The organism is Saccharothrix longispora (assembly GCF_030852425.1).
Classification (GTDB): Bacteria; Actinomycetota; Actinomycetes; order Mycobacteriales; family Pseudonocardiaceae; genus Actinosynnema; species Actinosynnema longispora.
Window position 1 is genome coordinate 36,573 of sequence record NZ_NSDM01000017.1, and the last position, 22,881, is coordinate 59,453.

23 protein-coding genes are annotated in these 22,881 nt (G+C 73.6%); 10 read left to right on the forward strand and 13 right to left on the reverse strand.

All coding sequences use genetic code 11. The features are described from left to right. Positions 1 to 61 precede the first annotated feature (61 nt). Positions 62 to 3,292 (reverse strand): LamG-like jellyroll fold domain-containing protein, encoded by a 3,231-nt coding sequence (locus CKY47_RS31150; protein ID WP_306749908.1) that lies wholly within the window; start codon positions 3,290 to 3,292, stop codon positions 62 to 64. 293 nt (positions 3,293 to 3,585) lie between these two features. Here CKY47_RS31150 and CKY47_RS31155 point away from each other — a divergent pair, with 293 nt between their 5' ends. Beyond that, on the forward strand, positions 3,586 to 4,953 hold the full coding sequence (locus CKY47_RS31155) for an oxygenase MpaB family protein (protein WP_306749909.1): 1,368 nt from the start codon (positions 3,586 to 3,588) through the stop codon (positions 4,951 to 4,953). Between the two features lie 4 nt (positions 4,954 to 4,957). On the opposite strand, the gene CKY47_RS31160 is transcribed toward CKY47_RS31155, so the two are convergent. Continuing rightward, positions 4,958 to 5,533, reverse strand: a complete 576-nt coding sequence (locus tag CKY47_RS31160; protein ID WP_306749910.1) for a TetR/AcrR family transcriptional regulator — start codon at positions 5,531 to 5,533, stop codon at positions 4,958 to 4,960. A gap of 79 nt (positions 5,534 to 5,612) precedes the next feature. Here CKY47_RS31160 and CKY47_RS31165 point away from each other — a divergent pair, with 79 nt between their 5' ends. Continuing rightward, the gene (locus tag CKY47_RS31165) at positions 5,613 to 6,107 is read left to right on the forward strand and encodes an FBP domain-containing protein (RefSeq protein ID WP_306749911.1); all 495 of its coding nucleotides are present in this window, start codon (positions 5,613 to 5,615) and stop codon (positions 6,105 to 6,107) included. Between the two features lie 119 nt (positions 6,108 to 6,226). Beyond that, the gene (locus CKY47_RS31170; protein WP_306749912.1) at positions 6,227 to 7,117 is read left to right on the forward strand and encodes a GDSL-type esterase/lipase family protein; all 891 of its coding nucleotides are present in this window, start codon (positions 6,227 to 6,229) and stop codon (positions 7,115 to 7,117) included. A 55-nt stretch (positions 7,118 to 7,172) separates the two neighbouring features. Here CKY47_RS31170 and CKY47_RS31175 read toward each other — a convergent pair whose 3' ends face one another. Beyond that, the gene (locus CKY47_RS31175) at positions 7,173 to 7,589 is read right to left on the reverse strand and encodes a DUF1345 domain-containing protein (RefSeq protein ID WP_306749913.1); all 417 of its coding nucleotides are present in this window, start codon (positions 7,587 to 7,589) and stop codon (positions 7,173 to 7,175) included. Continuing rightward, positions 7,508 to 7,975, reverse strand: a complete 468-nt coding sequence (locus CKY47_RS31180) for a hypothetical protein (protein ID WP_306750014.1) — start codon at positions 7,973 to 7,975, stop codon at positions 7,508 to 7,510. Before CKY47_RS31180 ends, CKY47_RS31175 begins: the two co-directional genes overlap by 82 nt. On the opposite strand from CKY47_RS31180, the gene CKY47_RS31185 reads away from it, so the two are divergent. Continuing rightward, positions 7,959 to 8,537, forward strand: coding sequence for a mycothiol transferase (locus CKY47_RS31185; protein WP_306749914.1), 579 nt, complete (start codon positions 7,959 to 7,961; stop codon positions 8,535 to 8,537). The genes CKY47_RS31180 and CKY47_RS31185 overlap by 17 nt on opposite strands. A 23-nt stretch (positions 8,538 to 8,560) precedes the next feature. Here CKY47_RS31185 and CKY47_RS31190 read toward each other — a convergent pair whose 3' ends face one another. Together CKY47_RS31190 and CKY47_RS31195 are read right to left on the reverse strand one after the other, a co-directional pair. Next, positions 8,561 to 9,415 carry an NYN domain-containing protein gene (locus tag CKY47_RS31190; protein WP_306749915.1) on the reverse strand — a complete coding sequence of 285 codons (855 nt, stop codon included), beginning with the start codon at positions 9,413 to 9,415 and terminating at the stop codon, positions 8,561 to 8,563. A gap of 24 nt (positions 9,416 to 9,439) precedes the next feature. After that, positions 9,440 to 10,876 carry a protein kinase domain-containing protein gene (locus tag CKY47_RS31195; RefSeq protein ID WP_306749916.1) on the reverse strand — a complete coding sequence of 479 codons (1,437 nt, stop codon included), beginning with the start codon at positions 10,874 to 10,876 and terminating at the stop codon, positions 9,440 to 9,442. Positions 10,877 to 11,133: 257 nt separating this feature from the next. Here CKY47_RS31195 and CKY47_RS31200 point away from each other — a divergent pair, with 257 nt between their 5' ends. Further along, positions 11,134 to 11,946 carry an NPP1 family protein gene (locus CKY47_RS31200; RefSeq protein WP_306749917.1) on the forward strand — a complete coding sequence of 271 codons (813 nt, stop codon included), beginning with the start codon at positions 11,134 to 11,136 and terminating at the stop codon, positions 11,944 to 11,946. A gap of 58 nt (positions 11,947 to 12,004) precedes the next feature. Here the strand turns inward: CKY47_RS31200 and CKY47_RS31205 are convergent, their stop codons facing one another. From CKY47_RS31205 to CKY47_RS31220, 4 genes are read right to left on the reverse strand one after another with little or no spacing between them, the layout of a single operon-like run. Then, positions 12,005 to 12,550 carry a hypothetical protein gene (locus CKY47_RS31205; RefSeq protein WP_306749918.1) on the reverse strand — a complete coding sequence of 182 codons (546 nt, stop codon included), beginning with the start codon at positions 12,548 to 12,550 and terminating at the stop codon, positions 12,005 to 12,007. After that, positions 12,547 to 13,383, reverse strand: coding sequence for a carbohydrate ABC transporter permease (locus CKY47_RS31210; protein WP_306749919.1), 837 nt, complete (start codon positions 13,381 to 13,383; stop codon positions 12,547 to 12,549). Before CKY47_RS31210 ends, CKY47_RS31205 begins: the two co-directional genes overlap by 4 nt. Next, positions 13,380 to 14,330, reverse strand: a complete 951-nt coding sequence (locus CKY47_RS31215) for a carbohydrate ABC transporter permease (protein WP_306749920.1) — start codon at positions 14,328 to 14,330, stop codon at positions 13,380 to 13,382. Before CKY47_RS31215 ends, CKY47_RS31210 begins: the two co-directional genes overlap by 4 nt. Beyond that, positions 14,327 to 15,571 (reverse strand): ABC transporter substrate-binding protein, encoded by a 1,245-nt coding sequence (locus CKY47_RS31220; RefSeq protein WP_306749921.1) that lies wholly within the window; start codon positions 15,569 to 15,571, stop codon positions 14,327 to 14,329. The genes CKY47_RS31215 and CKY47_RS31220 overlap by 4 nt, the downstream gene beginning before the upstream one ends. A gap of 154 nt (positions 15,572 to 15,725) precedes the next feature. Between CKY47_RS31220 and CKY47_RS31225 the strand changes: the two genes are divergently transcribed. The 4 genes from CKY47_RS31225 to CKY47_RS31240 all read left to right on the forward strand — a co-directional run bounded on the left by CKY47_RS31225 (position 15,726) and on the right by CKY47_RS31240 (position 18,998). Next, positions 15,726 to 15,980, forward strand: a complete 255-nt coding sequence (locus CKY47_RS31225; RefSeq protein ID WP_306749922.1) for a hypothetical protein — start codon at positions 15,726 to 15,728, stop codon at positions 15,978 to 15,980. A 321-nt stretch (positions 15,981 to 16,301) separates the two neighbouring features. Further along, complete coding sequence (locus CKY47_RS31230; protein WP_306749923.1) at positions 16,302 to 17,513, forward strand: hypothetical protein; 1,212 nt, start codon at positions 16,302 to 16,304, stop codon at positions 17,511 to 17,513. Between the two features lie 278 nt (positions 17,514 to 17,791). Further along, positions 17,792 to 18,481, forward strand: a complete 690-nt coding sequence (locus tag CKY47_RS31235) for an endo-1,4-beta-xylanase XynA (protein WP_306749924.1) — start codon at positions 17,792 to 17,794, stop codon at positions 18,479 to 18,481. A gap of 124 nt (positions 18,482 to 18,605) precedes the next feature. Beyond that, on the forward strand, positions 18,606 to 18,998 hold the full coding sequence (locus tag CKY47_RS31240; protein ID WP_306749925.1) for a hypothetical protein: 393 nt from the start codon (positions 18,606 to 18,608) through the stop codon (positions 18,996 to 18,998). A 30-nt stretch (positions 18,999 to 19,028) separates the two neighbouring features. On the opposite strand, the gene CKY47_RS31245 is transcribed toward CKY47_RS31240, so the two are convergent. After that, on the reverse strand, positions 19,029 to 19,955 hold the full coding sequence (locus CKY47_RS31245; protein WP_306749926.1) for a zinc-binding dehydrogenase: 927 nt from the start codon (positions 19,953 to 19,955) through the stop codon (positions 19,029 to 19,031). A gap of 121 nt (positions 19,956 to 20,076) precedes the next feature. Between CKY47_RS31245 and CKY47_RS31250 the strand changes: the two genes are divergently transcribed. After that, a complete protein-coding gene (locus CKY47_RS31250; RefSeq protein WP_306749927.1) occupies positions 20,077 to 20,754 on the forward strand; it encodes a TetR/AcrR family transcriptional regulator in 678 nt (225 codons plus the stop codon). Positions 20,755 to 20,826: 72 nt separating this feature from the next. Here the strand turns inward: CKY47_RS31250 and CKY47_RS31255 are convergent, their stop codons facing one another. Together CKY47_RS31255 and CKY47_RS31260 are read right to left on the reverse strand one after the other, a co-directional pair. Further along, positions 20,827 to 21,720 (reverse strand): fibronectin type III domain-containing protein, encoded by an 894-nt coding sequence (locus CKY47_RS31255; protein ID WP_306749928.1) that lies wholly within the window; start codon positions 21,718 to 21,720, stop codon positions 20,827 to 20,829. 152 nt (positions 21,721 to 21,872) lie between these two features. Further along, positions 21,873 to 22,829, reverse strand: coding sequence for a helix-turn-helix transcriptional regulator (locus CKY47_RS31260; RefSeq protein ID WP_306749929.1), 957 nt, complete (start codon positions 22,827 to 22,829; stop codon positions 21,873 to 21,875). Positions 22,830 to 22,881: the final 52 nt, after the last annotated feature.

Below are 22,881 nucleotides of genomic sequence, written 5' to 3' on the forward strand. Positions count from 1 at the left end.
GGGGTGACGGCGGAGGGCCGCGGGGGACGTCCCCCGCGGCCCTCCGCCGTCACGCCACCGGCTACCGGGCGGCGTGCTGCTCCGCCACCTCCTCGTCGGTCAGGGCGCGGTCCACGGCGCGGACCTCGTCGATCGAGCCATGCCAGAAGTCGCCGCGCGCCCCGGCGTACTTGGCGCGCCCGATGGCCAGCGGTCCGGTGCTCACCTCGTCCGGGCCGATCGGGATGGCGGCGGCCCGCACGCCGTCCACGTACAGGCGCGTCTCGCCCGCGGCCTCGTCGCGCACGCCGACCAGGTGGTACCAGCGTCCGGGCTCCGGCGTGGCGGCCAGCGTGGCCCGCCTGCCGCCCGGCACGCTGAACGCCCACCTGCCCTGCCCGTACTGGAGGTAGAACGGGTTCTCCACCCGCCTGCCGTCCTGGCTGACGGCGGTGGCGTAGTTGCCCGGCAGCGAGTCCACGGTCACCCAGGCGGACACCGAGTACGACCCGGTGGTGTCGAGCACCGGCCCGGCGGTCTGGGCGTAGTCGCCGTCGCCGTCGAGCTCCAGCGCCCGGCCGCGCACGCCGGTCGTCCACGCCGCGTCGCCGGTGGGCGAGACCGGGTTCCCGGCGCCGCTCGCGTCGGTGCCGTCGCCGTCGAGCGACCACGTGCCCTTGCCGTCGTAGGTGCGCTCGGCCGCCGCGGCGCCGGCCGCGACCACCCGCCTGTTGATCTCGCGCACGGGGCCCGGGTCGACCTTGATCTCACGCCGGTCGTAGGTCCACATGCCGTTCAGCTCGGTCTCCACGTCGGTGATCTGCGTGTAGACCGAACCGGACAGCTCCGCGCCGGCCGCGTCGAGGTAGAAGGTCTCCGTGTTCGACACGTACTTCGCGGTCAGCGCCGCCTTGTCGGCGACGCCGCTGTAGATCACGGCCGGGGCGCCGGGCCACTGGTGACCGGGCGTGCGCAGGGTGAACCCGCCGTGCTCGCCGTCCATCGCCACGCGGGTGGCGTCCGGCCACGCCGGGTCGGTGTTGTCGTAGTCGTGGTGGTCGATCACGTCGCCCTTGCCGGAGTCGCCCTTCGACGCGCAGCAGTTGACACCGCTGTGCGCGTTGACGACGCGCGACGGGTCCGCGGCCCGCACCGACTCGGTGATCCGGCCGGTCTCCTCGCGGTCCCACTCGCCCCAGCCCTCGTTGAACACGATCCAGCCGATGACCGACGGCGAGTCGTGCAGCTGCTCCATCGTGCGCCGGCCCTCGGTGAGGAACGCCTGCTGCCCGGTCTCGTTCGTGACGTTGACGTTCACGAAGTCCTGCCACACCAGCATGCCGAGCTTGTCGGCGTGGTGGTACCAGCGGGCGGGTTCGACCTTGATGTGCTTGCGCAGCGCGTTGAAGCCGAGGTCCTTCTGCGCCTTGATGTCCCAGGCGAGGGCCTCGTCGCTGGGCGCGGTGTTCAGGCCGTCCGGCCAGAAGCCCTGGTCCAGCATGGCCAATGAGAACACCGGTTCGCCGTTGAGGACGAGCTTCGGGAAGCCCGCCACGTTCCGCACGCCGATGGAGCGCATGCCGAAGTAGCTCTCGACCTCGTCCTTGCTGCGGCCGTCCTCCAGCGTCACGTCGAGGTCGTAGAGGTATGGGTCCTCGGGGCTCCACAGGTGCGGGTTCGGCACGGGCAGGGTCAGGTCGGTGTTGGGCTTACCGGTCACGGAGCCGACCTTCTCGCCCCGCTCGTCGCGGGCGACGGCGGTGACCCGGGCGTTCGCGGACGCCGTCGTGGAGGACACGCGGACGGCGAGGGTGCCCCGGGTGATGTCCGGCGTGGTCTTCACGTCGTCGATCGACCGGTCGGGCACGGGCTCCAGCCACACGGTCTGCCAGATCCCGGAGGACGGGGTGTAGACGATGCCGCCGGGGTTGCGGGACTGCTTGCCGATGGGTTGGTTGTCGCCGGTGGTGTCGGTGACCGCGACGATCAGCTCGTGCTCGCCGCCGCCGCGCAGGGCGTCGGTGATGTCCGCGGTGAACGCGGTGTAGCCGCCGGTGTGCTCGGCGACCAGGGTGCCGTCGACCCAGACCCGGGCGTGGTGGTCGACCGCGCCGAAGTTGAGCTTGAGCCGCTCGCCGCGGCCGACCTTCCAGTCGCGCGGCACCTCGAACCGCCGGCGGTAGAACATGTGGTCCTCGTGGCGCTCCAGCCCGGACAGCTGGGACTCCACCGGGAACGGCACGGTGATCCGCTCGGGCAGCCGGCGGCCGAACGGGGGCTGCTCGTCGGCGGTGGCGCCGGTGAACTCCCACTGGCCGTTGAGGTTGAGCCAGTCGTCGCGCTCCTGCTGCGGGCGGGGGTACTCGGGCAGTGGCTTCTCCTTGTCGACCTCCTCGCCCCAGGGCGTCCTGAGCCGGTGGGTGGAGGCGTTGGTCGCGGTGCGGATGACCCGCGGCACGGTCTCGGCACCGACGACCAGGCCGCCGTTGCCGTCGTAGGTGACGCGGACGCGCTGCGGGGCCTGCACGCGGGCACCGAGTTCCACGACGACCTTGGTGCGGTCGCGGCGGTCGACGGCGACGGACTCCAGCGGGAACGGCACCGTGTCGACCTCGACCCGGAGGTGCGGCTCGAGGTCGCCGAGGTTCGTGACGCGCTGGTCGAAGTCGGCCTCCAGGGTGGACCCGTCGCGGGACACGGTGAGGCCGACCGGGTAGACCGGGAAGTCCGCGGGCGGCAGGAACGCCGACTCGGGCACGGCCTGCTTGGCCAGCGTCGGCGTGGACCAGCGCAGGCGCATGGTGGCGCCGCCGACGTCCTGGAACAGCTCCATCCGGAAGGCGTGCTCCTGGCCCGCGACGAGGTGGACGGGCGCGCTGTGCTGCTCGACCTCCCAGTCGCCGACCCAGTGGTCGATGACCGGGGCGTCGTCGAGGAACAGGCGGAAGCCGTTGTCGCCGATGGCGTGGAAGGTGTAGTCGCCGGTGGCGGGTGCGGTGAGGCGGCCGGTCCAGCGAGCGGTGGTGTGCTCCGTGCGACCGGTCAACTGCCGGAACGTGCTGGTCAGGTCGGAGAAGTCGACGTTCGGGTCGAGCGTGGCGCCGCCGAGTTCGGCGAAGTCGCGAGCGCCGGGTGCGGACATCCGGAAGTACTCGCCCTTGAGGCCGTGCGCGGGCGGCGCGGCGGTCGCGGACGGGGCACCGCCCGCCGGGTCGGCGGTCGCGGTCGGGTCGGCGGTCGCGGGCAGGGCGAGGACGGGGGTGAGCAGGAGTGCGACGAACAGGGCGGGTAGCCGGCGCGCGGCAGGGGGCATGGAGGTCTCCTCGGGGCTCGTCCATGAGGCCCATCACAACGTCGCCCATCTACCCACAGACATCCGCAGAAGACAACAAAAAACTTCACTTATGGGAGCGCTCTCGCAGCTGAACCGCTCAACCTCCGACAGAGGTCTGGACCGCCGGCACGCTCACCGCGCGTGGACAGCACTCGGATGGCACCCGCCGATCACCCGGCGTGATCAAAGACCACACCACCGGGTAATTGCCGGTCACCCTCCCGGCGACCGACGATGCGCCGACCTGATCGCCACGGCCGGGAGGCTCCCGCATGACCACCCAGGACGTGCTCGGTCCCGGTTCCACCACCTGGCAGCACCTCGGGCAGTGGCGGCTCCTGCTCGTCATCCACCGCACGCTGCTGCTCCAGGCCGCGCACCCGGCCATCGGGGCGGCGGTCGGCCAATTCTCCGTCTACACCGCCCGGCCCTGGCGGCGCTTCCTGCGCACCCTGGACAGCCTCCAGAACTACGTCTACGGCACCGCCTCCGAGCGGGAGCGCGAACTCGCCCGCCTCGAACGGCTCCACCGCCGCATGCGCGGCACCGACGACCACGGCCGGCCGTTCACCGCCGCCGACACCGGGGCCCGCGCGTGGGTGCACCTCACGCTGTTCGAGGCCGTCCTGACCCTCCACGACCTCGGCGGCGACCCCCTCGACCGGGCCGAGGCGGAGCGGTTCTACGACGAGTGGCGCCAACTGGGCCGCCTGTTCGGCCTGACCGCGGCCGACCAGCCCGCCGACCTCGACGAGTTCCGCGCCTACTTCGACCGCATGGCCTCCGACGTCCTGGAGGACAACCCGACCGTCCGGGACCTGCTGTCCGGCAGCATCTTCCGGGTGCCGCCGCCGTCGAACCTGCCCGTCCCGGACCTGGTCTGGGCGCCACTGCGGCACCTGGTGGTCTCCACCGCGGTCCAGGCCACGACCGCCACGCTGCCCGACGCCTACCGCCGACGCCTCCGGCTCACCACCGCGCCCGGCGCGGGACTGCTCGTCCTCGGCGCGCACCACGCCGCCCGGGTCGTCGCCGACCTGCTGCCCACGCCCTGGCGCTACCTGCCCATGGCCTCCGCCGCGATCAGGGCCACCGGCAGCGTCCGCGCCGTCCCCGGCACCGATCCGGGCACCTTCTTCGGCACGATCCTCGACCAGAGCGGCGACGGCGTCGTGCGCTGGGCCGACCTGCTCGGCATGGCCCGTGAGATCAGCGTCCACCTCGACCTGGACGAGGCCGACGAGAACGACGTCCACGACGCCTTCGAGTCCTGGTGGCGGCAGCTGCTCGCGGCCACCGGCGCCCCGGCGGACGGGTCCGTCACCCGCGCCGCCTACCTCACCGCCATCGCCGAGGGCCGCTACCCCGGCACGTCCGACCCCGGGCAGGGCTACGGCAGGGTCACCGACGTGGTCTGCCGCCTGATCGACCGCAACGACGACGGCGAGGTCACCCAGGCCGAGTACTCCCGGCTGCTCGACCGCAGCCCCCGGCGCCACGAGCTGATCGCCGCCCTGCGCTCCCTCGACCGCGACGGCAACGGCACCCTGCACACCGGGGAGTTCCGCGAGGCCCTGGACGCCTTCCTCACCGGCCGCGCCGACCTGGCCGCCGGCCGGCACCTGCTCGGCCGCGTGTGACGGACTACTCCTGCTCGGGCGGCCAGTGCTCGAGCAGGTGGTGCAGGGCGTCGAGGGTCCGCGCCCACGAGGTGCCGGTGTCCCGCGGGTGCGAGCCGAAGCCGCCCGCCGCCTCCAGGGTCGTGTAGCCGTGGAACGTGCTGTGCAGCAGGCGGATGGCGTCGGTCTGGGCGGGTTCGGGCAGGTCGTAGCCGCGCAGGATGGCCCGCGTCATGTCCGAGTGCCGGCGGGCGGCACTGGCGAGGGCCACGTCCGGGGGCAGCCGGACCTGCATGGCGGCGTACCTGCCGGGGTGCTCCCTCGCGTAGCGCCGGTAGGTGTCGGCGAACGCGACCAGGGCGTCCTTGCCCGCGCGGCCGGCCAGGGCCGAGGCGACGTCGTCGGCGAGTTCCGCCAAGGCCAGCACGGCCACCCGTTCGCGCAGCTCCTGCGCGTTCCTGACGTGCGAGTACAGGCTCGCGTCCTTGACGCCGAACCGGCGGGCCAGCGCCGAGACGGTCACGTTGTGGAAGCCGACCTCGTCGGCCAGGTCCGCCGCCGCCGACGTCAGGCGTGCGACGGTCACCCCCGCGCGAGCCATGCCTCCTCCTCAACCTAGGACGTCTAGGTTAGCACCTAATTATTTGCTCCTGTTGTCTAGGCGACGTAGTTTCGGGGTCATGGGACCGCTGACCGAGAACGACATCCGCGCGTCGTTCGTCAACTGCACGAAGGGCGAGGCGAAGCGCCTGAACCTGCCCGCCGACCTGGCCGGGCAGCCCTGGGACGACCTGGACTTCCTGGGCTGGCGCGACTCCGCGTCACCCCAGCGGGCCTACCTGGTCGCCGAGACCGCCGACGGCCTGGTGGGCGTGGCCCTGCGGCTGGCGACGCCGCACACCGGCCAACCGCGGCGCACCATGTGCTCGCTGTGCCTGACCTCCCACCCCGGCGGCGGCGTCACGCTGATGACCGCGCGCAAGGCCGGGCGGAGCGGCCAGCAGGGCAACTCCGTGGGCGGCTACTTCTGCGCCGACCTGGCCTGCTCGCTCTACCTGCGCGGGAAGAAGGACGCCGGACCGGGCGGGCGGTTGCACGAGTCGCTGACCCTGGAGGAGGTCGTCGAGCGGACCGGGGCCAAGCTCGCCGGGTTCCTCGACCGGGTCACGGGGTAACCCCCGTCCACGGCGTTCCCGGGTCCACAGTGGAGGAGCCGGGGCTCGGTACGCTGGGAACCGTCGCATTCCGGACGAAAGGGGCCGACGTGCCGCGAGGTCGACGAGCCGCCCTGCCCGTGGCGCTCCTGCTGGCGCTGGGCGCGTGCACCGCGGAGCCGGGCGGGGCGCCCGAGGGGACGACCTCACCCCCGGTGACGTCGTCCGACGGCGCACCTACCGCCGAGCGCGTGCACGTGTCGCTGGGCGACTCGTACGCCACCGGCTACCGGCCGGCGGACGCCGGCGAACCGGGCGGCTCCTCCCGGGAGGGCTTCGCCCAGCTCGTGGCCGACGAGGCCGACCTGCGGTTGATCAACCTCGCGTGCAGCGGGGCCACGTCCGCGCAGCTGCGCGGCGAGCCCGGCTGCTCCCCCGCCAACCGCGCCGTCGACGCGCCCGACCCGGCGGGCAGCACCCAGCTCGACGCCGCGGTGCGGGTGCTGCGCGAGCACGAGGGCCGGGTGGGGCTGGTGACCGTGGTGATCGGAGGCAACGACCTGGCGCCGTGCGCGCAGTCGTCGGACGTGGCGACCTGCGCGTCGCAGGCCGTGGCGGCCGTGCGGGCCAACCTGGCCACCGTGCTGCCCGCCCTGCGCGACGCCGCCGGCGACGCCCCGATCGTGGGTCTGACCTACCCGGACGTGTTCCTCGGCGCGTGGGTGTCCCCCTCGTTCCCGAACGGCCAGGACCTCGCCCGCCTGTCGGTGTCGCTGTTCCGGGACTTCTTCAACTCGGCGCTCAAGGCCGAGTACGAGAAGGTCGGGGCGACGTTCGTCGACGTCACCGCCGAGACCGGCGGCTACGGGCCGTTGACGGAGACGACCCGGGACCCCGCCTACGGCGAGATCCCGACGCCCGTGGCGAAGGTGTGCGCCCTGACGTACTTCTGCTCCAAGACGGACGTGCACCCGACGGTCGAGGGTCACCGGGCGATCGCCTCGGCCGTGCTGGCGGTGACGGGGCGCTGACGCACGCCGACCGCCGGGTCGTGGAGCAGACTCCGCGCCGGCGGTCAGCCGCCGATCACCCGATGGCGATGCCGAGCATCGCGGTGTTGTAGATGAACGACAGCACGCCGTGCGCGAGGACCCGCAGCCGGATGCCGGAGGTGCGCGACTCGACATCGGAGACCGCGAACGTGGTGCCGACGGTGAACGAGAAGTACGCGAAGTCGATGAACGTCGGGTGCTCGGTGCCGGGGAACACCAACAACTTCTCGGGCAGGGCGCCGTAGTAGGCCTGCGCGTAGCGGTCGGCGTAGCCGAAGTGCAGGATCGCCCACGCCAGCAGCACGGCGGGCACACCCGCGGCCTTGCCGAGCAGCGCCGCTTGGGTGCCTTCCTCGGTGAGCACGATGGTCAGGCCGGACATGATCCCGATGAAGCTGGTGACCAGAGTGAACAGGGTGCCGCTGCGGCGGCCCAGCGCGGTCCTGACCACGCGCCCCGGTCGTCGCCCGCCCGCTTGCCGCGACCGAGGCGGACGACGCGGATCGTGAGGTAGACGACGGCGATGAGGTCCCACAACGCGATCCACCTGATGTCGTCCGACCAGAAGATGGGGACGCCGAGCAGGACGAGCGTGCTCTCGATGATCCGGGACAGCACGATCGACGGGCTGAAGCGCATGACTTTCCTTCGTCCGAACGGCAGGGGTGGTCGTCGCGCACCTCGTCCGGACGACGACGGCCATTCCTCGGGAGCGACGTCGGAGAGGCTATAGGCCGTCCGTGACCGGAGCGCGTGCGCACCCGGACCGGTCGGGTCGATGATCCCCGCTTCGTCGGTGGCCCCCACTACGGTGGCGCCCGTGAACGAGAGCGACACCCCCTGGGAACCACCCCTCGCCGGCACGGAGGCCGAGCACCTCGTCGGCGCGCTCGACCGCCTGCGGACCACCTTCCGCTGGAAGGCGGACGACCTCGACGACGCCGGACTGAGGACCCGCGTCGGCAGGTCCTCGCTGACCCTCGGCGGGCTGCTCAAGCACCTGGCCTTCGTCGAGGACGACGTGTTCACCTCCCGGCTGCGCGGCGAGTCGCCCGGCCCGCCGTGGGACACCGCGCCGTGGGACGCGACCGACGACTGGTCGTTCGCCTCGGCCGCCGACGACACGCCCGAGCAGCTCTACGCGCTGTGGGACGCCGCCGTGGCGCGGGCGCGCGCCAGGCTGACCGCGGCGCTGGCGGACGGCGGCCTCGACCAGCCCGTCCACCTGGCCTGGCCGGACGGCCGCCACGCGAACCTGCGCCGGCTCGTCTGCGACCTCCTGGAGGAGTACGGCAGGCACACCGGGCACGCCGACCTGATCCGCGAGGCCGTCGACGGGCGCGTCGGCGAGGACCCGCCGGCCGGGTGGCGCCCCCGCAGCGGGAACCCCGCGCCGTGACGGGCGCCTGAGCACCCGGCGGGTCACTCGCGGCGGATCGCGTACGCCCTCGGGTACTTCCGACCGGGGGTCGGCGTGGGCGACCCGGTGAACGACACCGGCGTCCCGGTCGGCAGCACGGTGTGCCCGTCGGGCAGGTCGTCGCGGGAGACGAACCACGAACCGCCGCGGGTGTCGGTGATGAAGCCGTGCGGCTGCCCGGCCCGCCAGCCGGTCACGGTCCCCCTGCGCCGCCCGCGCGGCAGGCCCGCGCCGGACGCGACGACCCCGCTGGAGCGCACGAACGGCTGCCGCAGCGGGTAGTCGGCGCGGTCCGCGGGCGCGAACAGGAGGTCGAAGTCCGGTGTGGACGTCGCCGCCGCGCGCAGCGGTGCGGCGGTGCGCGGCGTCCACGCGGGCGGTGGCGCGGCGGCGGACACCGGCCACGACGCGTCGACCACCGGCACGACGACGCGCACGCCGCGAGCGGTCAACCGGGTCGCCAGCGGGGTGAAGTCGGCGTCGCCGGTCACCAGCACGACCCACTGGAGCGGCGCGGTGGTGGCGCGCTCCCACACCTCCAGTGCGAAGTGGACGTCCGCGCCCTTCTCCTTGCCGCCGTGCAGCGGGAGGTCGTGCCGGACGACCCCGGCGGCGGCCAGGACGGCGTCGAAGGACGTGGCGGGCGTCTCGATGCGACCGCGCACGTAGTGCGACTCGTGCACCGCGCAGTCCTCCAGGGCCAGCCCGGTCTCGGTGTGGACGTACCAGCGCACCGCGTCGTGGAAGCCGTCGAGGGCGATCCGGGCGGCCCGCGGGTGCACCGTGGCGTAGAAGTCGCTCAGGTACGCGAACCACGTACCGTCGTAGAAGACACCGATGTCCGCGCCCTGCCCCACCCGCACGACTCTACCCGGCGCGGTTCAGCCGCCGGAGGTGCAGGCGAGGTCCGGCGTGGGCGTCGCGGGACCGTTGGCGGTGAAGCCGAACGTGGTGGAGCCGGCCACGGGCAGCTCCGCGTTGTGGGCGGCGTTGGCGACCGTCACCGAGCCGGCGCGCGCGGTGAGCGTGCCGTTCCACAGGTTGCTGATCACGTGGCCGGCCGGTTGGGGCCAGGTCACCGTCCAGTGGGTGAGGTCCCGCTCGCCGGCGTTGCGCACCACCACGTGCGCCTGGTAGCCGCCCGGCCACGAGTTGGCGACCTCCAGGCGGGCGGTGCAGTCGGACGCCACCACAGGTGTGGTGGTGGTGGTGGTGGTCGTGGCGGTGGTGGCAGCGGTGGTGGTCGGGGCGGGTCGGGCCAGGTCGGCCGGTTCTCCGGCGCCCAGCGCCACGCCGATCGCGACCCCGGCCGCGACCAGCACGGCGGCGCCCGCCACCAGCGCGGCCTTCCGCCACGGCGCGCGGTGGGGCGGGGCCCCGGCGCCGGCGGTCGGGAGGGCGGCGGTCGGCGCGTCGTCGAGAGGCAGGGTCTCCCCCACCGGTCGCGCCTCGTCCACCGGCCGCGCCTCGTCGACGGGCCGCGCCTCCTCGACCAGGGGGCCGCCCGGTAACGGCCGCCCCTCCACCACGGCGTCCAGCAGGGCGTGGGTCTCGGCCATCGTCGGTCGTTCCGCCGGGTCGCGGCGCAGGACGCGCAGCAGCACCTCGCCCAGCGGGCCGGGGAACCGGAGCGGCGCCACCTGCCCCTCGGACACGCGCCGCAGCAGCGCGTACGGGTTGTCGGTCGAGCCGACCGGCGGGTGGCCCTCCAGCGCCGCGTACAGCGTCGCGCCGAGGGAGTACACGTCGGAGGCGAACACCGCCTCCTCCCCCGCCGCCACCTCCGGCGCGAGGAACGCGGGCGTGCCGACGACCAGCCGCGCGTCCGTCACCGTGCCCTCGCCGATGGCCCGCGCGACGCCGAAGTCCACGATCTTCGCGGTGCCGTCCTCGGACAGGAGGACGTTGAACGTGGTCACGTCCCGGTGCACGATCCCCGCCGCGTGCGCCGCCGCCAACGCCGACGCCACCTGCCACCCGACGCCCGCCACCAGTTCCGCCGGCAGCGGCCCGCGCTCGTCGACCATCTCCGCCAGGGTCCGGGACGGCAGGTACTCCATCACCAGGCACGGCTTCCCGCCGTGCTCGACCACGTCGTGCACGGTGACCGCGTGCGGGTGTCGCAACCGGGCGGCGACCCGGCCCTCCCGGACGATCCGCTCCACGGCGTCCGGCGAGTCGGCGGCGCCGAGGAACTTGACCGCGACCACCCGACCCAGCCGCTCGTCACGCGCCCGCCAGACGACGCCACTGGCGCCGCGTCCGACCAACTCCACCAGCCGATAACGCCCGGCGACGACTTCGTCCCGTTCCGACACGTCCCGACGCTACTGCTCCGACCAGCCCACCGGCTACCTCCACCTGGCCCGTGCGTGCGGGCGGTGACTTCGTGGTGCGCGCCGGAGGCGGTGTGAAGGGGGTGCGCCCCCGGGTGTTCGCCACCTGTTCGCCGGGGGGCGACCAACGGCGGGTTGACCACGTCGCCCCCGGGTCGGGAACCTCTGACCGGGCCGGTCGACCTCCGCGGACACCGGCCGCCGCCGCCACCCGCGCCCCTCGACACCGGATGGAGGGCATGGTCGTCGTGACCGCCCAGATGACGGACCACCCCCGGAGCACACCCCGACGCGGCGGCCGGACCGCCGCCAGACTGGCGGGTGCCCTGCTCGGCGCCGCGCTGCTGGCCGTGCTCGTGCCGGGAGCGGCGTGGGCCGACCCGCCGCTCGCGCTGCCCGGCAACGCGGCGGCCGCCGACGCCAAGTGGCAGCCCGCGTTCGACTACGACACCGACGGCTGCTACCCGACCCCCGCGATCTCGCCGACCGGCGTGGTGGCCACCGGCCTGAAGAACTCCGGCGCGCTCAACGGCAACTGCCGTGACCGGTCCGACCTGGACAACACCAACTCGTACTCGCGCTCCAAGTGCAACAACGGCTGGTGCGCGTACCTCTACGACCTGTACTTCGAGAAGGACCAGGCCGTCCCCCTCATCGACTGCTGCGGCCACCGCCACGACATCGAGCACGTGGTGGTGTGGGTGAGCAACGACCAGGCCCAGTACGTCTCGACCTCCGCGCACGGCCGGTACTCGACGTACCCGCGTTCCCAGGTCTCCTGGGAGGGCACGCACCCGAAGGTCGTCTACCACAAGGACGGCGCGAGCACCCACTGCTTCCGCATCGCGAGCGCGAGCGAGCAGCCGGAGAACCACTACGGCTCGTGGCAGTACCCGGACCTGGTCAGCTGGGACCGCTTCCCCGCCGGCATCCGGGACGTCCTGGTGAACGCGGACTTCGGCAGCGCGAGCCTGGCGATCAAGGACGGCGCGTTCAACCACAACCTGTCGCTGGCCAAGCCCGCGGGCATCCCGTTCGATCCGGACGCCTGACCCGGACGCCTGCCCCGACCGACGCCCCGCCGGTCACCGGTGACCGGCGGGGCCGGCCTCAGCCGACGGGTCGGCGCTCCACCGCGACCGCGGCCATCAGCACGCACCCCACCATGGGCACGAACAGCGCCGGCAGCTGCCACGTCACCACGACGAGCACCCCGAGCGCCATGAGCACCAGCGACGACCCCCGCGCGTCCGCCGCCGCCCGGCGTGCCGCCTCCCGCACCACCGCGCCCCACCGGGCGCCCGGCGACCACGTCGCCGCCGAGCGCAGGACCACCACGGCGAGCCCGGCGGCCGTGGCGGAGCAGATCGCCATCACCACCGCCCCACCGGCCAGTCCCGCGCCGAGCACGACCAGGTCCACCGCCAGCACGGCGAACGCGGCCACCACGCCGAGCGACAGCTGCCACCCGCCGGGCAGCGCCGAGCGCACCCGCGCGAAGAACGCCCGGACGGCGGTGGTCTCGCCGTCGACGTGCGCCTTGACGTGCGCGCACCCCGCCGCCAGCGCGGGCACCAGCGTCACCACCGGCAGCGCGACGAGCAGCACCAGCAGCCCGGCGGTCAGGCACTCCCCCAGCAGCGCGAGCTTCCTCATCCCTTGATCCCGGTGGTGGACACGCCTTCGACGAGGAAGCGCTGGAAGAACAGGAAGAACAGGACCACCGGCACCAGCGCGAGCACCGACATGGCCATCAGCGCGCCGAAGTCCGAGCCGGTGGTCTCGTCGATGAACAGCTGGAGCGCCAGCGGCAGCGGGTACTTGTCCGGGCTGCTGAGGTAGATGAGCGGGCCGAAGAAGTCGTTCCAGCTCCAGATGAACGTGAAGATCGCCGTGGTGATGAGCGCCGGGCGGCACAGCGGCAGGACGACGTGCCGGAACACGCTCCACTGCCCGGCGCCGTCGATCTTGGCCGACTCGTCCAGCTCGGGCGGCAGGGTGCGGATGAACTGCACGATGAGGAACACGAAGAACGCCTCGGTGGCCAGGAACTTGCCCGCCAGCAGCGGCACGTAGGTGTCGACCAGGCCCAGTCGCCGGAACACCACGTACTGCGGGATGACCAGCACGTGCACCGGCAGCAGGAGCGTCGCGATCATCACCGCGAACAGCGTCGTGCGACCGCGGAAGCGCAGCCGGGCGAACGCGTAGGCCGCCGGAGCCGACGACGCGACCGTGCCGACCACCGACAGCACGGCCAGGACGGCCGAGTTGAGGAAGAACACGCCCACCTCGATGCCGACGACGCCGTCGAACACCCGCTCGTAGTTGGCCGTCGTGGCGGGGTCGGGCAGCAGCCGCAGGTCGCCCAGCACGGCGGCCGACGGCTTGAACGTGGACGCCACGACCCACGCGACCGGGTAGAGCACGACCGCCAGCAGGACCAGGACGCCGACGTGCCACACCGCGCCGGGCACGCGCCGCGTCACCGGGCGTCCCCGGCGTAGTGGACCCAGCCCCGCGCCGTGCGGAACAGGAACACGGTCACCAGCCCCACGCCCAGCAGCAGCATCCACGCCATGGCCGAGGCGTAGCCCATGCGGTAGTCGCCGAAGCCGCGGTCGAACAGGTAGACGGTGTAGAACAGCGTGCTGCCGGCGGGCTGGCCGTTCGGACCGCCGACCACGTACGCCGACGTGAAGACCTGGAACGCGTTGACGACCTCCAGCACGAGGTTGAAGAACACCACGGGCGAGATCATCGGCAGGGTGATCGAGGCGAACCGCCGCCACCGGCCGGCCCCGTCCACCTCGGCGGCCTCGTAGAGGTCGCGCGGCACCTGCTTGAGCCCGGCGAGGAAGATCACCATCGGCGCGCCGAGCTGCCACACGGCCAGCAGCACGAGCATCGGCACGGAGAAGTCGGGGTTGCCCGCCCAGCCGCCCGTGTCGACGCCGACGGAGCGCAGCAGCCGGTCGACGACCGAGTCGTCGCTGAACACGACCTTCCACACGATGGCGACGCTGACGCTGCCGCCGATCAGCGACGGCCCGTAGAAGGCAGCGCGGTAGAAACCCTGCCCGCGCCGCCGGTTGTCCAGCAGCAGGGCGACGGCGAGCGCGGCGGCCAGCTTCAGAGGCACGGCGAGCGCCACGTACAGCGCGGTGACGCCCAGCGAGTTCAGCCAGCGGGCGTCGGAGAACATCCGCGCGTAGTTGTCCAGGCCGATCCAGCGCGGTGCGCCGAACAGGTCGTAGTCGGTGAACGACAGGTACAGCGACGTCAGCATCGGCCCCAGGGTGAGCACGAGGACGCCCAGCACCCACGGCGACAGGAACAGGTAGGCGGCCCGACCGTCACCGGGGAGGCGGGCGGGTGTGCGCGGCCTCCCGGCGGGGCTGTCGGTGGGGCGGTCCGGGGCGAGCGTCGCCGTCACGACTCGAGGGTTTCGTCGGCCTCGGTGAAGAACTGGTCGACCGCCTCGTCCACGGTGATCCGGTCGTACTGGAGTTCCTCGGTGATCCGGATGAACGCCTGCTCCAGGGTGCCCGCGCCCTTCGGCGGCGCGGGCGGCGTCTCGCCGAACTCGTCCTTCAGGTCGTCCTCGTAGGCCGCCACGGCGGCGAGCGGCCCCTCCAGCCGCACGGCGGCGCGCTGCGCGTTGGTCGGCGGCAGGCCGCGGTTGGCGCCGAAGATCCGGCCGACCTCCGGGTCGTTGACCATGAAGGACACCAGCTTGGCCGCCGCCTCGGGGTGCTCGGTCCGCGCGGAGAGGCTCAGCAGCATCGCGGGCTTGAGGTACTGGCCGCCGCCGCCGGGCACGGGTCCGAGCTTCAGCTCGGCCTTGGCGGTCTTGGCGTAGCGGGCCGTGAAGTTGTCCCAGCCGAGGTCGCCCGCCACCAGGTCCAGCTCCAGCGCGTGGGAGGGCTTGATCTGCACGCCCTTCTCGACGGGGAGCACGGCGCCGGCGTCGGCCAGCTCGGTCCCCTCGCGCAGGAACTCGGCCAGGCGGGCCTTGTCGAAGCCGAGCCCGCCGTCGGCGGTGTAGAGCTGCCCGCCCTCCTGGCGGAGCTGGAGCTCCAGGTTGTAGTAGCTGCCGATGTAGTTGCCACCGCCGTGCACACCGGTCCGCTCGGTGATCCGCCGCAGCGCGGCGCGGTAGTCGTCCCAGGTCCAGCCCGGCTCCGGCTCGGCCACGCCGGCCTGCGCGTACAGCGCCGGGTTGTAGAGGTAGGCCCAGGTGTTGCCACCGACCGGCACGCCGTACCGGCGCCCGTCGACCTCGCCCGCCGTCCGGAGGCCGTCCAGCAGGTCGTCCAGTTCCAGGTTCCCCTCCTGGTCGGAGAGGTCGTGGAGGGCGCCGCGGTCGGCGTACTCGCGCAGGTAGGCGAAGTCCATCTGGAGCACGTCGGGCGCGTTGCCGCCGGCGGTCTCGGTGGCCAGCTTCTGCCAGTACGCCTCGAACTCCTGGAAGCTCGGCGTGATCCTGATGTCCGGGTTGCGCTGGTGGAACAGGTCGATGGCCCGCTGCATCAGCTCGGCGCGCTCGGCGTTGCCCCACCACGCGTACCGCAGGGTGACCGGCCCCGATCCCGCGCCGTCCCCGCAGCCGGTCAGCACGGCGGCCAGCACCAGCGCCGACACCGCCGTCCTCCTCAAGCGCTCCAGTGCACCCATGGCCAACCCTCCGGTCCCGGCGGCCGGGACGCATGGTTCGGAAAGCGGTTTCCGCGAGGTTATGAGCGAGCCACCCGCGCGTCAATGCCCCACCGGACGCCGGTCCCCGGTCAGTTCGCCGCGCAGGACGCCGTTGGCGTCGCGCGACGAGCCAGTGAACCCGAACGAGGTGGTGGCGCCGGCGGCGAGCGCGCCGTTGCAGGCCGCGCCGGCCGCGCCGGAGCCGGTGACGGTGCACGTCGCCCTTCCGGGGCGGGTCGTGGTGGTGGTCGGCTGGGTGCCGCCGTGGACGGCGGCCTCGCGGGAGGTCGCCCTGGTGCCGTTGGCGCCGTGGAAGATCCGCCGACGTGCAGCCCGACGGCGGCATCGGCCCGCGGCGGGGCGGCGACGCCGGAACCCGGCGTCGTGAAGCCGGCGGTGACGAGCAGCGCCGCGCCGATCGCGGCGATCCTTCCCATGGTCCCGACGCCCTCCGTCGTCCGTCCCCCGCCCCGTCGAAGGATGGAGAGCGAAGGGATGTTCGACAACCCGGTCGAAGATTCGACTCGAGCACTCGGGATATCCGTCCGGTGTGGACTTCTCCAGACCGCCGAACGCCGTTCGGGTCCCCGGGGCGACCGGTCCGCGGAGGAGACCCGACGCCCACCGCTCCCGCTGCGCCGGAACCCCGCTGTCACGTCGACCCCGTCCAGGACGATGACCGGGTAGAGCCCGGACGGAAGGTCGAGTCATGAGTCAACCCGGTGCGGACGTGCACGAGCCCGGCGGCAGCGCCCCGCCCGCCCCGCCGTCGGTCGCCGACGTGGAGCGGATCTCCGCGCACGCCGAGCCCGTCGTGCGCAACCTCCGGATCACCCACTGCTACCACGAGCTGTCGCGGGCGTTGTCCGCCCTGACCGGCGGGTCGGCGAACTGGTGCACGTTCGCGGTGTGGGCGTCCAAGCAGGTGGGCCGGTCCATCCGGCAGGAGGACCTGGAGCACGCGCTGGAGCGGCTGCTGGAGTCCTCGCCCGAGGCGACCGCCGGCGTCGAGTTCGCGGTCCGGGGCCTGCGGCGCGCCTTCCCCGGGCGCGCCCTCGACGACGCCGGCCGGTGGGTGCGCCGGGCGGTCGTGGCGACCGCGCGGCTCGACGCGGTCGGCGACGCCACCGCGAGGGGGAACCTGAAGGTCTTCGAGGAGATCGCCCGCGAGTTCGCCCGCTTCCTGGCGGCGTGCGCCGACGGGTCGCCCGACGGGGACGGGATCGCGGAGTTCCGCGCCGCGCTCCGCCCCGGCGAGCCGCCCGAGGGGCAGCGCTACCTCCGACAGGCGTTCGGCCGGTACCACCTGGCGATGACGACGGAGGACCCGAAGCAGCGGGCCGAGCTGCTGCTCCTGGCCAACGTCGAGGTCGGCCTGCACGAGCAGACGCGGCTGCAACCGGAGATCACCGCCGCCCTGGAAGCGCCCGTCGTCGATCCCCGCGAGCTGGAACGCCGCATCCTCGACCTGCTGCTGCCCGACAACCGCGTGCTGCGGTGGCTGCGCCTCGCGGTGCTGACCGCGCTCGGCCGGCGGACGCCCGTGCGCGTGGCGAGCGAGCAGTTGGCCGACCAGGCCCGCGCACTGGCCCGCAGGGCCGTCACCCGGCACGTGATGACGTTGGCGCTGCCCGGCGGTGAGCTGCTCGACCTGGGCGACGACCTCCCGGCGACGTTCCCGCCACCACTGGCGCGGCTGACCCACCCGGACCTGCTCGCGCTGCTCGAACAGGTGGACCCGACGCCCGACAGCGTGCTCGGCACCGCCGCGCGCGACTGGTCGGACCTGCCCGACCGGATGCACTACATCGCGGACATGTTCCGCTGCCACGCGCTCCGCGACGACCTGCTCGACCCGCCGTTCACCGCGGCGCAGGTCGCGGAGATCACCGAGGGGCGCCGACCGCCCGGCCCACTCTGACCCGATTCCCCGGAGGGCGCGCACCGCCCCTCCGGGGAATTCCGGAACGCTTTCCGAGCACGGCGGCGCAGTGCGGCAATTCTTCGTCCACAAAGGCTCTACCTGCTACGATCCTCTTTGTTTCACTGAACGAAACCTCCGCACGAATTCTTTCGCACGCTTGCGCCAAAACTTTCGCAAGGTTGCGCGAATCGTTGACAACCCGGCGCACCCGATCGAACACTGAACGTACCGAAAGCCGATCCGCCGCCGGCCTCAACGAGGAGGAGAGCGTGCACATGGACGACAACGCCCCCGCCCACCCGATCAGCCGCCGACTGTTCCTGGGCGGCGCAGGCGCAGGCACCCTGGCGCTGGCGACGTCCGCGTTGATCCTGCCCGGCACCGCCCACGCGCAGACCGTCACGAACAACCAGACCGGCAACCACAACGGCTACTTCTACTCGTTCTGGACCGACGCCAACGGGACCGTCTCGATGACGATGGGCGGCGGCGGCCAGTACAGCACGTCGTGGCGCAACACCGGCAACTTCGTGTGCGGCAAGGGCTGGAGCAACGGCAGCCGCCGGACCGTGCGGTACTCGGGCAGCTTCAACCCGTCCGGCAACGGCTACCTGTGCCTCTACGGGTGGACGTCGAACCCTATGGTGGAGTACTACATCGTCGACAGCTGGGGCGACTACCGGCCCACGGGCTCGCACCGGGGGACGGTGAGCAGCGACGGCGGCACGTACGACATCTACCACACGATGCGCTACAACGCCCCGTCGATCGAGGGTGACAACAAGACCTTCCCGCAGTTCTGGAGCGTCCGGCAGCAGAAGAGGGTCGGCGGCACCATCACCACCGGCACCCACTTCGACGCCTGGACCCGCGCCAACATGCAGCTGGGCAGCTTCAGGTACTACATGATCATGGCCACCGAGGGCTACCGGAGCAGCGGCAGCTCCAACATCACGGTGAGCTGACGCCCCCTGGTCGAGCACCCGGACGTGTGGCGCGACGGCTCCCGGCCGTCGCGCCACACCTCTTCGCCCCCGTCCGCACCTGGTACTACGGTGGTGATCAGCAGAGCGCGGGAGGCGACCGACGGTGACCAGCTGGACCGATGTGATCAACTACGTCCGCACCAGGTACGAGGTGCTGGAGGAGTCGGACGACTGGCTGCGCTTCCGGCTCGACACCACCGGGGGACGCACGCAGCAGGTCGCGCTGCACCACGTGCCCGAGGGTGACGGCGGGGCGTGGCTGGAGATCTCCTCGGCGGTCGGCCGGGCGGACGCGATCGACCAGGGGCGGCTGCTCGAACTCGCCGGCACGTCGCTCGTCGGCGGCGCGGCCGTGGTGGACGGCGTGGCGCTGCTCAAGCACACCGTGCCGCTGGAGCACCTGAGCGTCCGGGAGGAGTTCGAGCGCCCGCTCGCGCTGCTCGTGTCGAACGCCGACGCCTTCGAGCACCAGCTGACCGAGGACGACCACTTCTGACCCGCCCGGCAGGCGGTCGGACGGACGCGGTCAGTCCAGGTCCAGCACCGCCTTGCCGTGCAGTCGCCGCCCCACCAGCGCCGCCAGCGCCGCGTCGGCGTCCCGCCAGCTGCCCCGCCAGGTCACGTTCGGGTCGAGCGCACCCGCGTGCACCCGCCCGGCCAGCCAGGTCAGGTCGGGCCCGAGGTCCGGGCAGTCGAGCAGGAAGAACGTGGCGATGGTGCGGTCGTGCGCGCCCATGCCCTCGAACGCCCCGGCCGGGAACGCGGTGGGCTCGCCCGACGCGCGGCCGACCGAGACCAGCGTGCCGCGTGCGGCCAGCCGGCCGTGCGCTCGGACCAGCTGCGGCCCGCCGACCAGGTCCAGCACGCCGTGGACCGGGTCGGCGAGCTCACCGGGGTCGGCGACCACCTCGTGCGCGCCCAGGGCCCGCAGCCGGTCGCCGTGGCGGTCGGGGTCGCCGGTGGTGGCGACGACGTGCGCCCCGCCCCGGCGGGCCAGCTGCACCGCGTAGCGGCCCACGCCGCCGGTGGCGCCGGTGACGAGCACCCGCCTGCCCAGGATCGGCCCCAGCCGGTGCAGGGCGCGCAGGGCGCTCAGGCCCGCGACCGGGGTGGTGGCGACGGCGCCGAGGTCCGCCTCCGCGGGCACGACGCCCAGCAGGTCGGTGCGCACGGCCCGCAGCTCGGCCCAGCCGCCCGCCAGGCCGAGCGTGGCCACCGGTGTGCCCGGCGCGGGGCCGGAGCCGTCGGCGGCGGCGCGTTCGACCACGCCCGCGGCGTCCCAGCCCGGCACCGCGCCATCGGGTGAGCCGGGGATCACCCCGGTGACCTCGCCGGGGTTCAGCGAGGTCGCGGCGACCCGGACGAGCGCCTCGTCCGGGGCCGGCACGGGGTCGGGCGCCTCGCCGAGGCGCAGGCCGGCGGGGGCGGAGTGGTCGACGAGCAGCGCGCGCATGGGGTCCTCCCGGAGGTGGTGTCGAGCGGTCGGAGTGGTGTCGACGAAGCCCGGCGACGAAGTGCCACCGAGTGGCAAAAGCCTATCAGTGGCTTTCGACCCCTGGACTAGACTGCCCCCGATGAGCACGCCCACCCCGTCCGACACCCGCCCGCCGCTGCGCGAGCGCAAGAAGCAGCGCACCCGCGAGGCCCTGCTGGCCACCGGGCTGCGCCTGTTCACCGAGCGCGGGTTCGCCGCGACCACGCTGGACGAGCTGTGCGACGCGGTCGAGATCTCCAAGCGGACCTTCTTCCGCACCTTCGCCGGCAAGGAGGACCTGGCCGGCGCCCCGCTGCACGACCTGTGGACGCTGTTCCTGCGGGAACTGGCCGCGGCCGAGCCGGCAGGTGAAGACCTGGCGGGCTTCCTGCGCGGCGTGCTGCTGACCACGCTGGACGGGATGACCGACCCGGAGTGGCCCCACCGCGTGCTGCTCTCGCGCAGGCTCGCCGAGCGGAACCCGTCGATCGAGGCGCACTGCCTGTACTTCTGCGACCGCACCACCCGCGCCGCCCTCACCGTGCTGCGCGGGCGCTTCGACCTGCCCGGCGACCTGCCGGTGCTGCTGGCCCTCGACGTCCTGGTCGCCGTGTTCCACCGGGCCCAGGAGCAGTGGGCCCGGGAGCACCGGGCCGCCGCGTCCGGTCCCGCCACCCGCGAGGGACTGCGCGACCACGTCGTCGCGGCGTGGGACGCGGTGCCGGCCGGACCGGGCGCACCCCTTCGACCGGCCGCCGCGGACCGGCCGACGGCCTGACGCGCCACGCGGACGACCGCCGTCGCCGGGGGCCGCGGCTCGGCGGACCCCGGTGACGGCGGATCGCGCCGGTCAGGCCGGCGGGGTGGTGAAGAGCAGGCCCTGGCTCTTGGTCGACTGGCTACCCGTCACGTCCACGGTGACGACCTTCGCCCGCTGGAGCCTGTCGGGCGTCAACCCGGTCAGCGTCGCCTGCTTCCCGGGGAAGCGGCCGAAGTTCCCGCCGTCCAGGTAGACGTCGTAGCCCGCGGTCGGGAACCACCAGGAGTTGGCCTCCCAGGCCAGCGTCACGGACGTCGGGGTGGTCGACACCACGCGCAGCCCGGTCGGGCGCAACGGCCGGTCACTGACGAGGCCCTGCGACCACACGGTGCCCAGCAGGCCGTTCTGCGCCGGGTCGTGCGAGCAGGACGCGGTGACCGTGCCGAGGGACGTGCCGTCGGCGCGCTTGGGGCGCAGTGTCAGCTCCAAGCCGTCGACGTGCAGGTCGTAGTAGCCCTCCTGGCCCAGGTACTGCACCGGGAAGGCGCCCCCGGTCCGCAGCGAGGCACCCTGGCTCTTCCGCACCCACGCGGGCGCGACGGTGAGCGCCGCCTCGACGGTCCGCGTCCCGTCCGGGCCGGTGATCCTGGCGCCGAGCGTCGCGGTGCTGTCGCCGTCCAGGCGCACCTCGTCGGCCAGTTCCAGGACCGGGCGCAGCTCCATCAGGTGCACGTCCACGTCGATGAAGGCGGGTTGGTGGCGGCTGACGCTGTTCGGCCCCGCGCCGTCGTCCGGCAGACCGCCGACGGCCCACGCGGTCACCTCGACGGTCGGCCCGAGGGAGGTGGTGCAGGTGTAGTCCAGCCGCACCGCGGTCGTGCCCGCCGATGCCGGGCCCGCGGCCCCCGCCAGCGCCCCGGCGGCCACCAGGGCGGAAACCAGGGACAGGGTGGCGACGCGGTACGGCTTCCACTTCGCGCGCAAGTCGGTTCCTCTCGGTTCGCTCGCCCACAGCCAGCGTCCCACGGGTGGCCCCCGCGGGGACGCGCCCCTTCAGCCCCATGGTCGGCGCGGTCGGCGGCCACCCGGTCGGGCGAACCCCTCCGGCGGGTCCCGGTCACCCGCGCCGGGACCGCTCAGGGGCGGAGGGCGGCGGCGAAGCGCGAGGCGACCCCCGCGACCGCGGCGCGGAGCTCCGGCCCGCCCTCGACCCGGAACGCGAACGGCACGGCCGCCAGCCACTCCTGCGCGTACATGGCCGGGTTGCTCGTGCTGCCGACGAGCACGCACCCCTCCCCCAGCGGCGCCAGCCGCCCCATGGGAGGGCGGACCCACGGCGCCACCTCGGCGGGCGGGGCGTGGAAGACCACGCGCGTGGGGAACTCCCACCCGGTGCCCAGGTTCTCCTCCACCGCCGCCACCGGGTCGAGGCCGGCCGGCGGCTCGAAGCCGTGCACCGTCTGCCGGACGTCGCGGACCCGGTCGACCCGGTAGGTGCGGACGGCGTCCGAGCGGTGCGAGTGGCACAGGAGGTACCAGCGGCCGTGGCGGACCACGACGGCCCACGGGTCCACCTCGGCCTCCCACTCGTCGCCCGACTCGGCCCGGTACGCGACCAGCACGCGGCGGCGGGCCGCGACGGCGGCGACGAGCGCGCCGGTGGTGGCGGGGTCCGGGCGGGCGGGGTGCCGGTCGGGCACGGCCGACGCGTGCTCCCGCAGGACCGCCGCCTGCCGGCCGACGTTCTCCGGCAGCGCCCCGATCACCTTGCCCAGCGCGGCCCCCACGAGGTCGTGGACGTCGGTGGCGGCCGGCCGGCCGTCGAGCACCGCCATGACCAGGCCCAGCGCCTCGGGCTCGGTGAACACGATCGGGGGCAGCCTGGTCCGGCGGCCGAGCCGGTAGCCGCCGTGGGGGCCGCGGGCCGACTCGACCGGGATGCCGGCCTCCCGCAGGATGCCGACGTACCGGCGCGCGGCGCGTTCCGTGACCCCCAGCCCCGCCGCGAGCTCACCGGCCGTCACGCCGGGTCGGTTGCGGAGGATCTCGATGGCGCGCAGCGCCCGCGCGGTGGGACTGGCATCGGTCGGCACGCGAAGAGGGTAGTGGCCCCGGGCGAACCGGAAGCCGATCGTCCGGAACCGG

Coding starts and splice junctions, on each gene's coding strand:
- CKY47_RS31200 (WP_306749917.1), top strand. CDS start 11,134: ATGGTCGTCGTGACCGCCCAGATGACGGACCACCCCCGGAGCACACCC.
- CKY47_RS31155 (WP_306749909.1), top strand. CDS start 3,586: ATGACCACCCAGGACGTGCTCGGTCCCGGTTCCACCACCTGGCAGCAC.
- CKY47_RS31220 (WP_306749921.1), bottom strand. CDS start 15,571: ATGGGTGCACTGGAGCGCTTGAGGAGGACGGCGGTGTCGGCGCTGGTG.
- CKY47_RS31160 (WP_306749910.1), bottom strand. CDS start 5,533: ATGGCTCGCGCGGGGGTGACCGTCGCACGCCTGACGTCGGCGGCGGCG.
- CKY47_RS31165 (WP_306749911.1), top strand. CDS start 5,613: ATGGGACCGCTGACCGAGAACGACATCCGCGCGTCGTTCGTCAACTGC.
- CKY47_RS31235 (WP_306749924.1), top strand. CDS start 17,792: ATGGACGACAACGCCCCCGCCCACCCGATCAGCCGCCGACTGTTCCTG.
- CKY47_RS31250 (WP_306749927.1), top strand. CDS start 20,077: ATGAGCACGCCCACCCCGTCCGACACCCGCCCGCCGCTGCGCGAGCGC.
- CKY47_RS31205 (WP_306749918.1), bottom strand. CDS start 12,550: ATGAGGAAGCTCGCGCTGCTGGGGGAGTGCCTGACCGCCGGGCTGCTG.
- CKY47_RS31245 (WP_306749926.1), bottom strand. CDS start 19,955: ATGCGCGCGCTGCTCGTCGACCACTCCGCCCCCGCCGGCCTGCGCCTC.
- CKY47_RS31150 (WP_306749908.1), bottom strand. CDS start 3,292: ATGCCCCCTGCCGCGCGCCGGCTACCCGCCCTGTTCGTCGCACTCCTG.
- CKY47_RS31230 (WP_306749923.1), top strand. CDS start 16,302: ATGAGTCAACCCGGTGCGGACGTGCACGAGCCCGGCGGCAGCGCCCCG.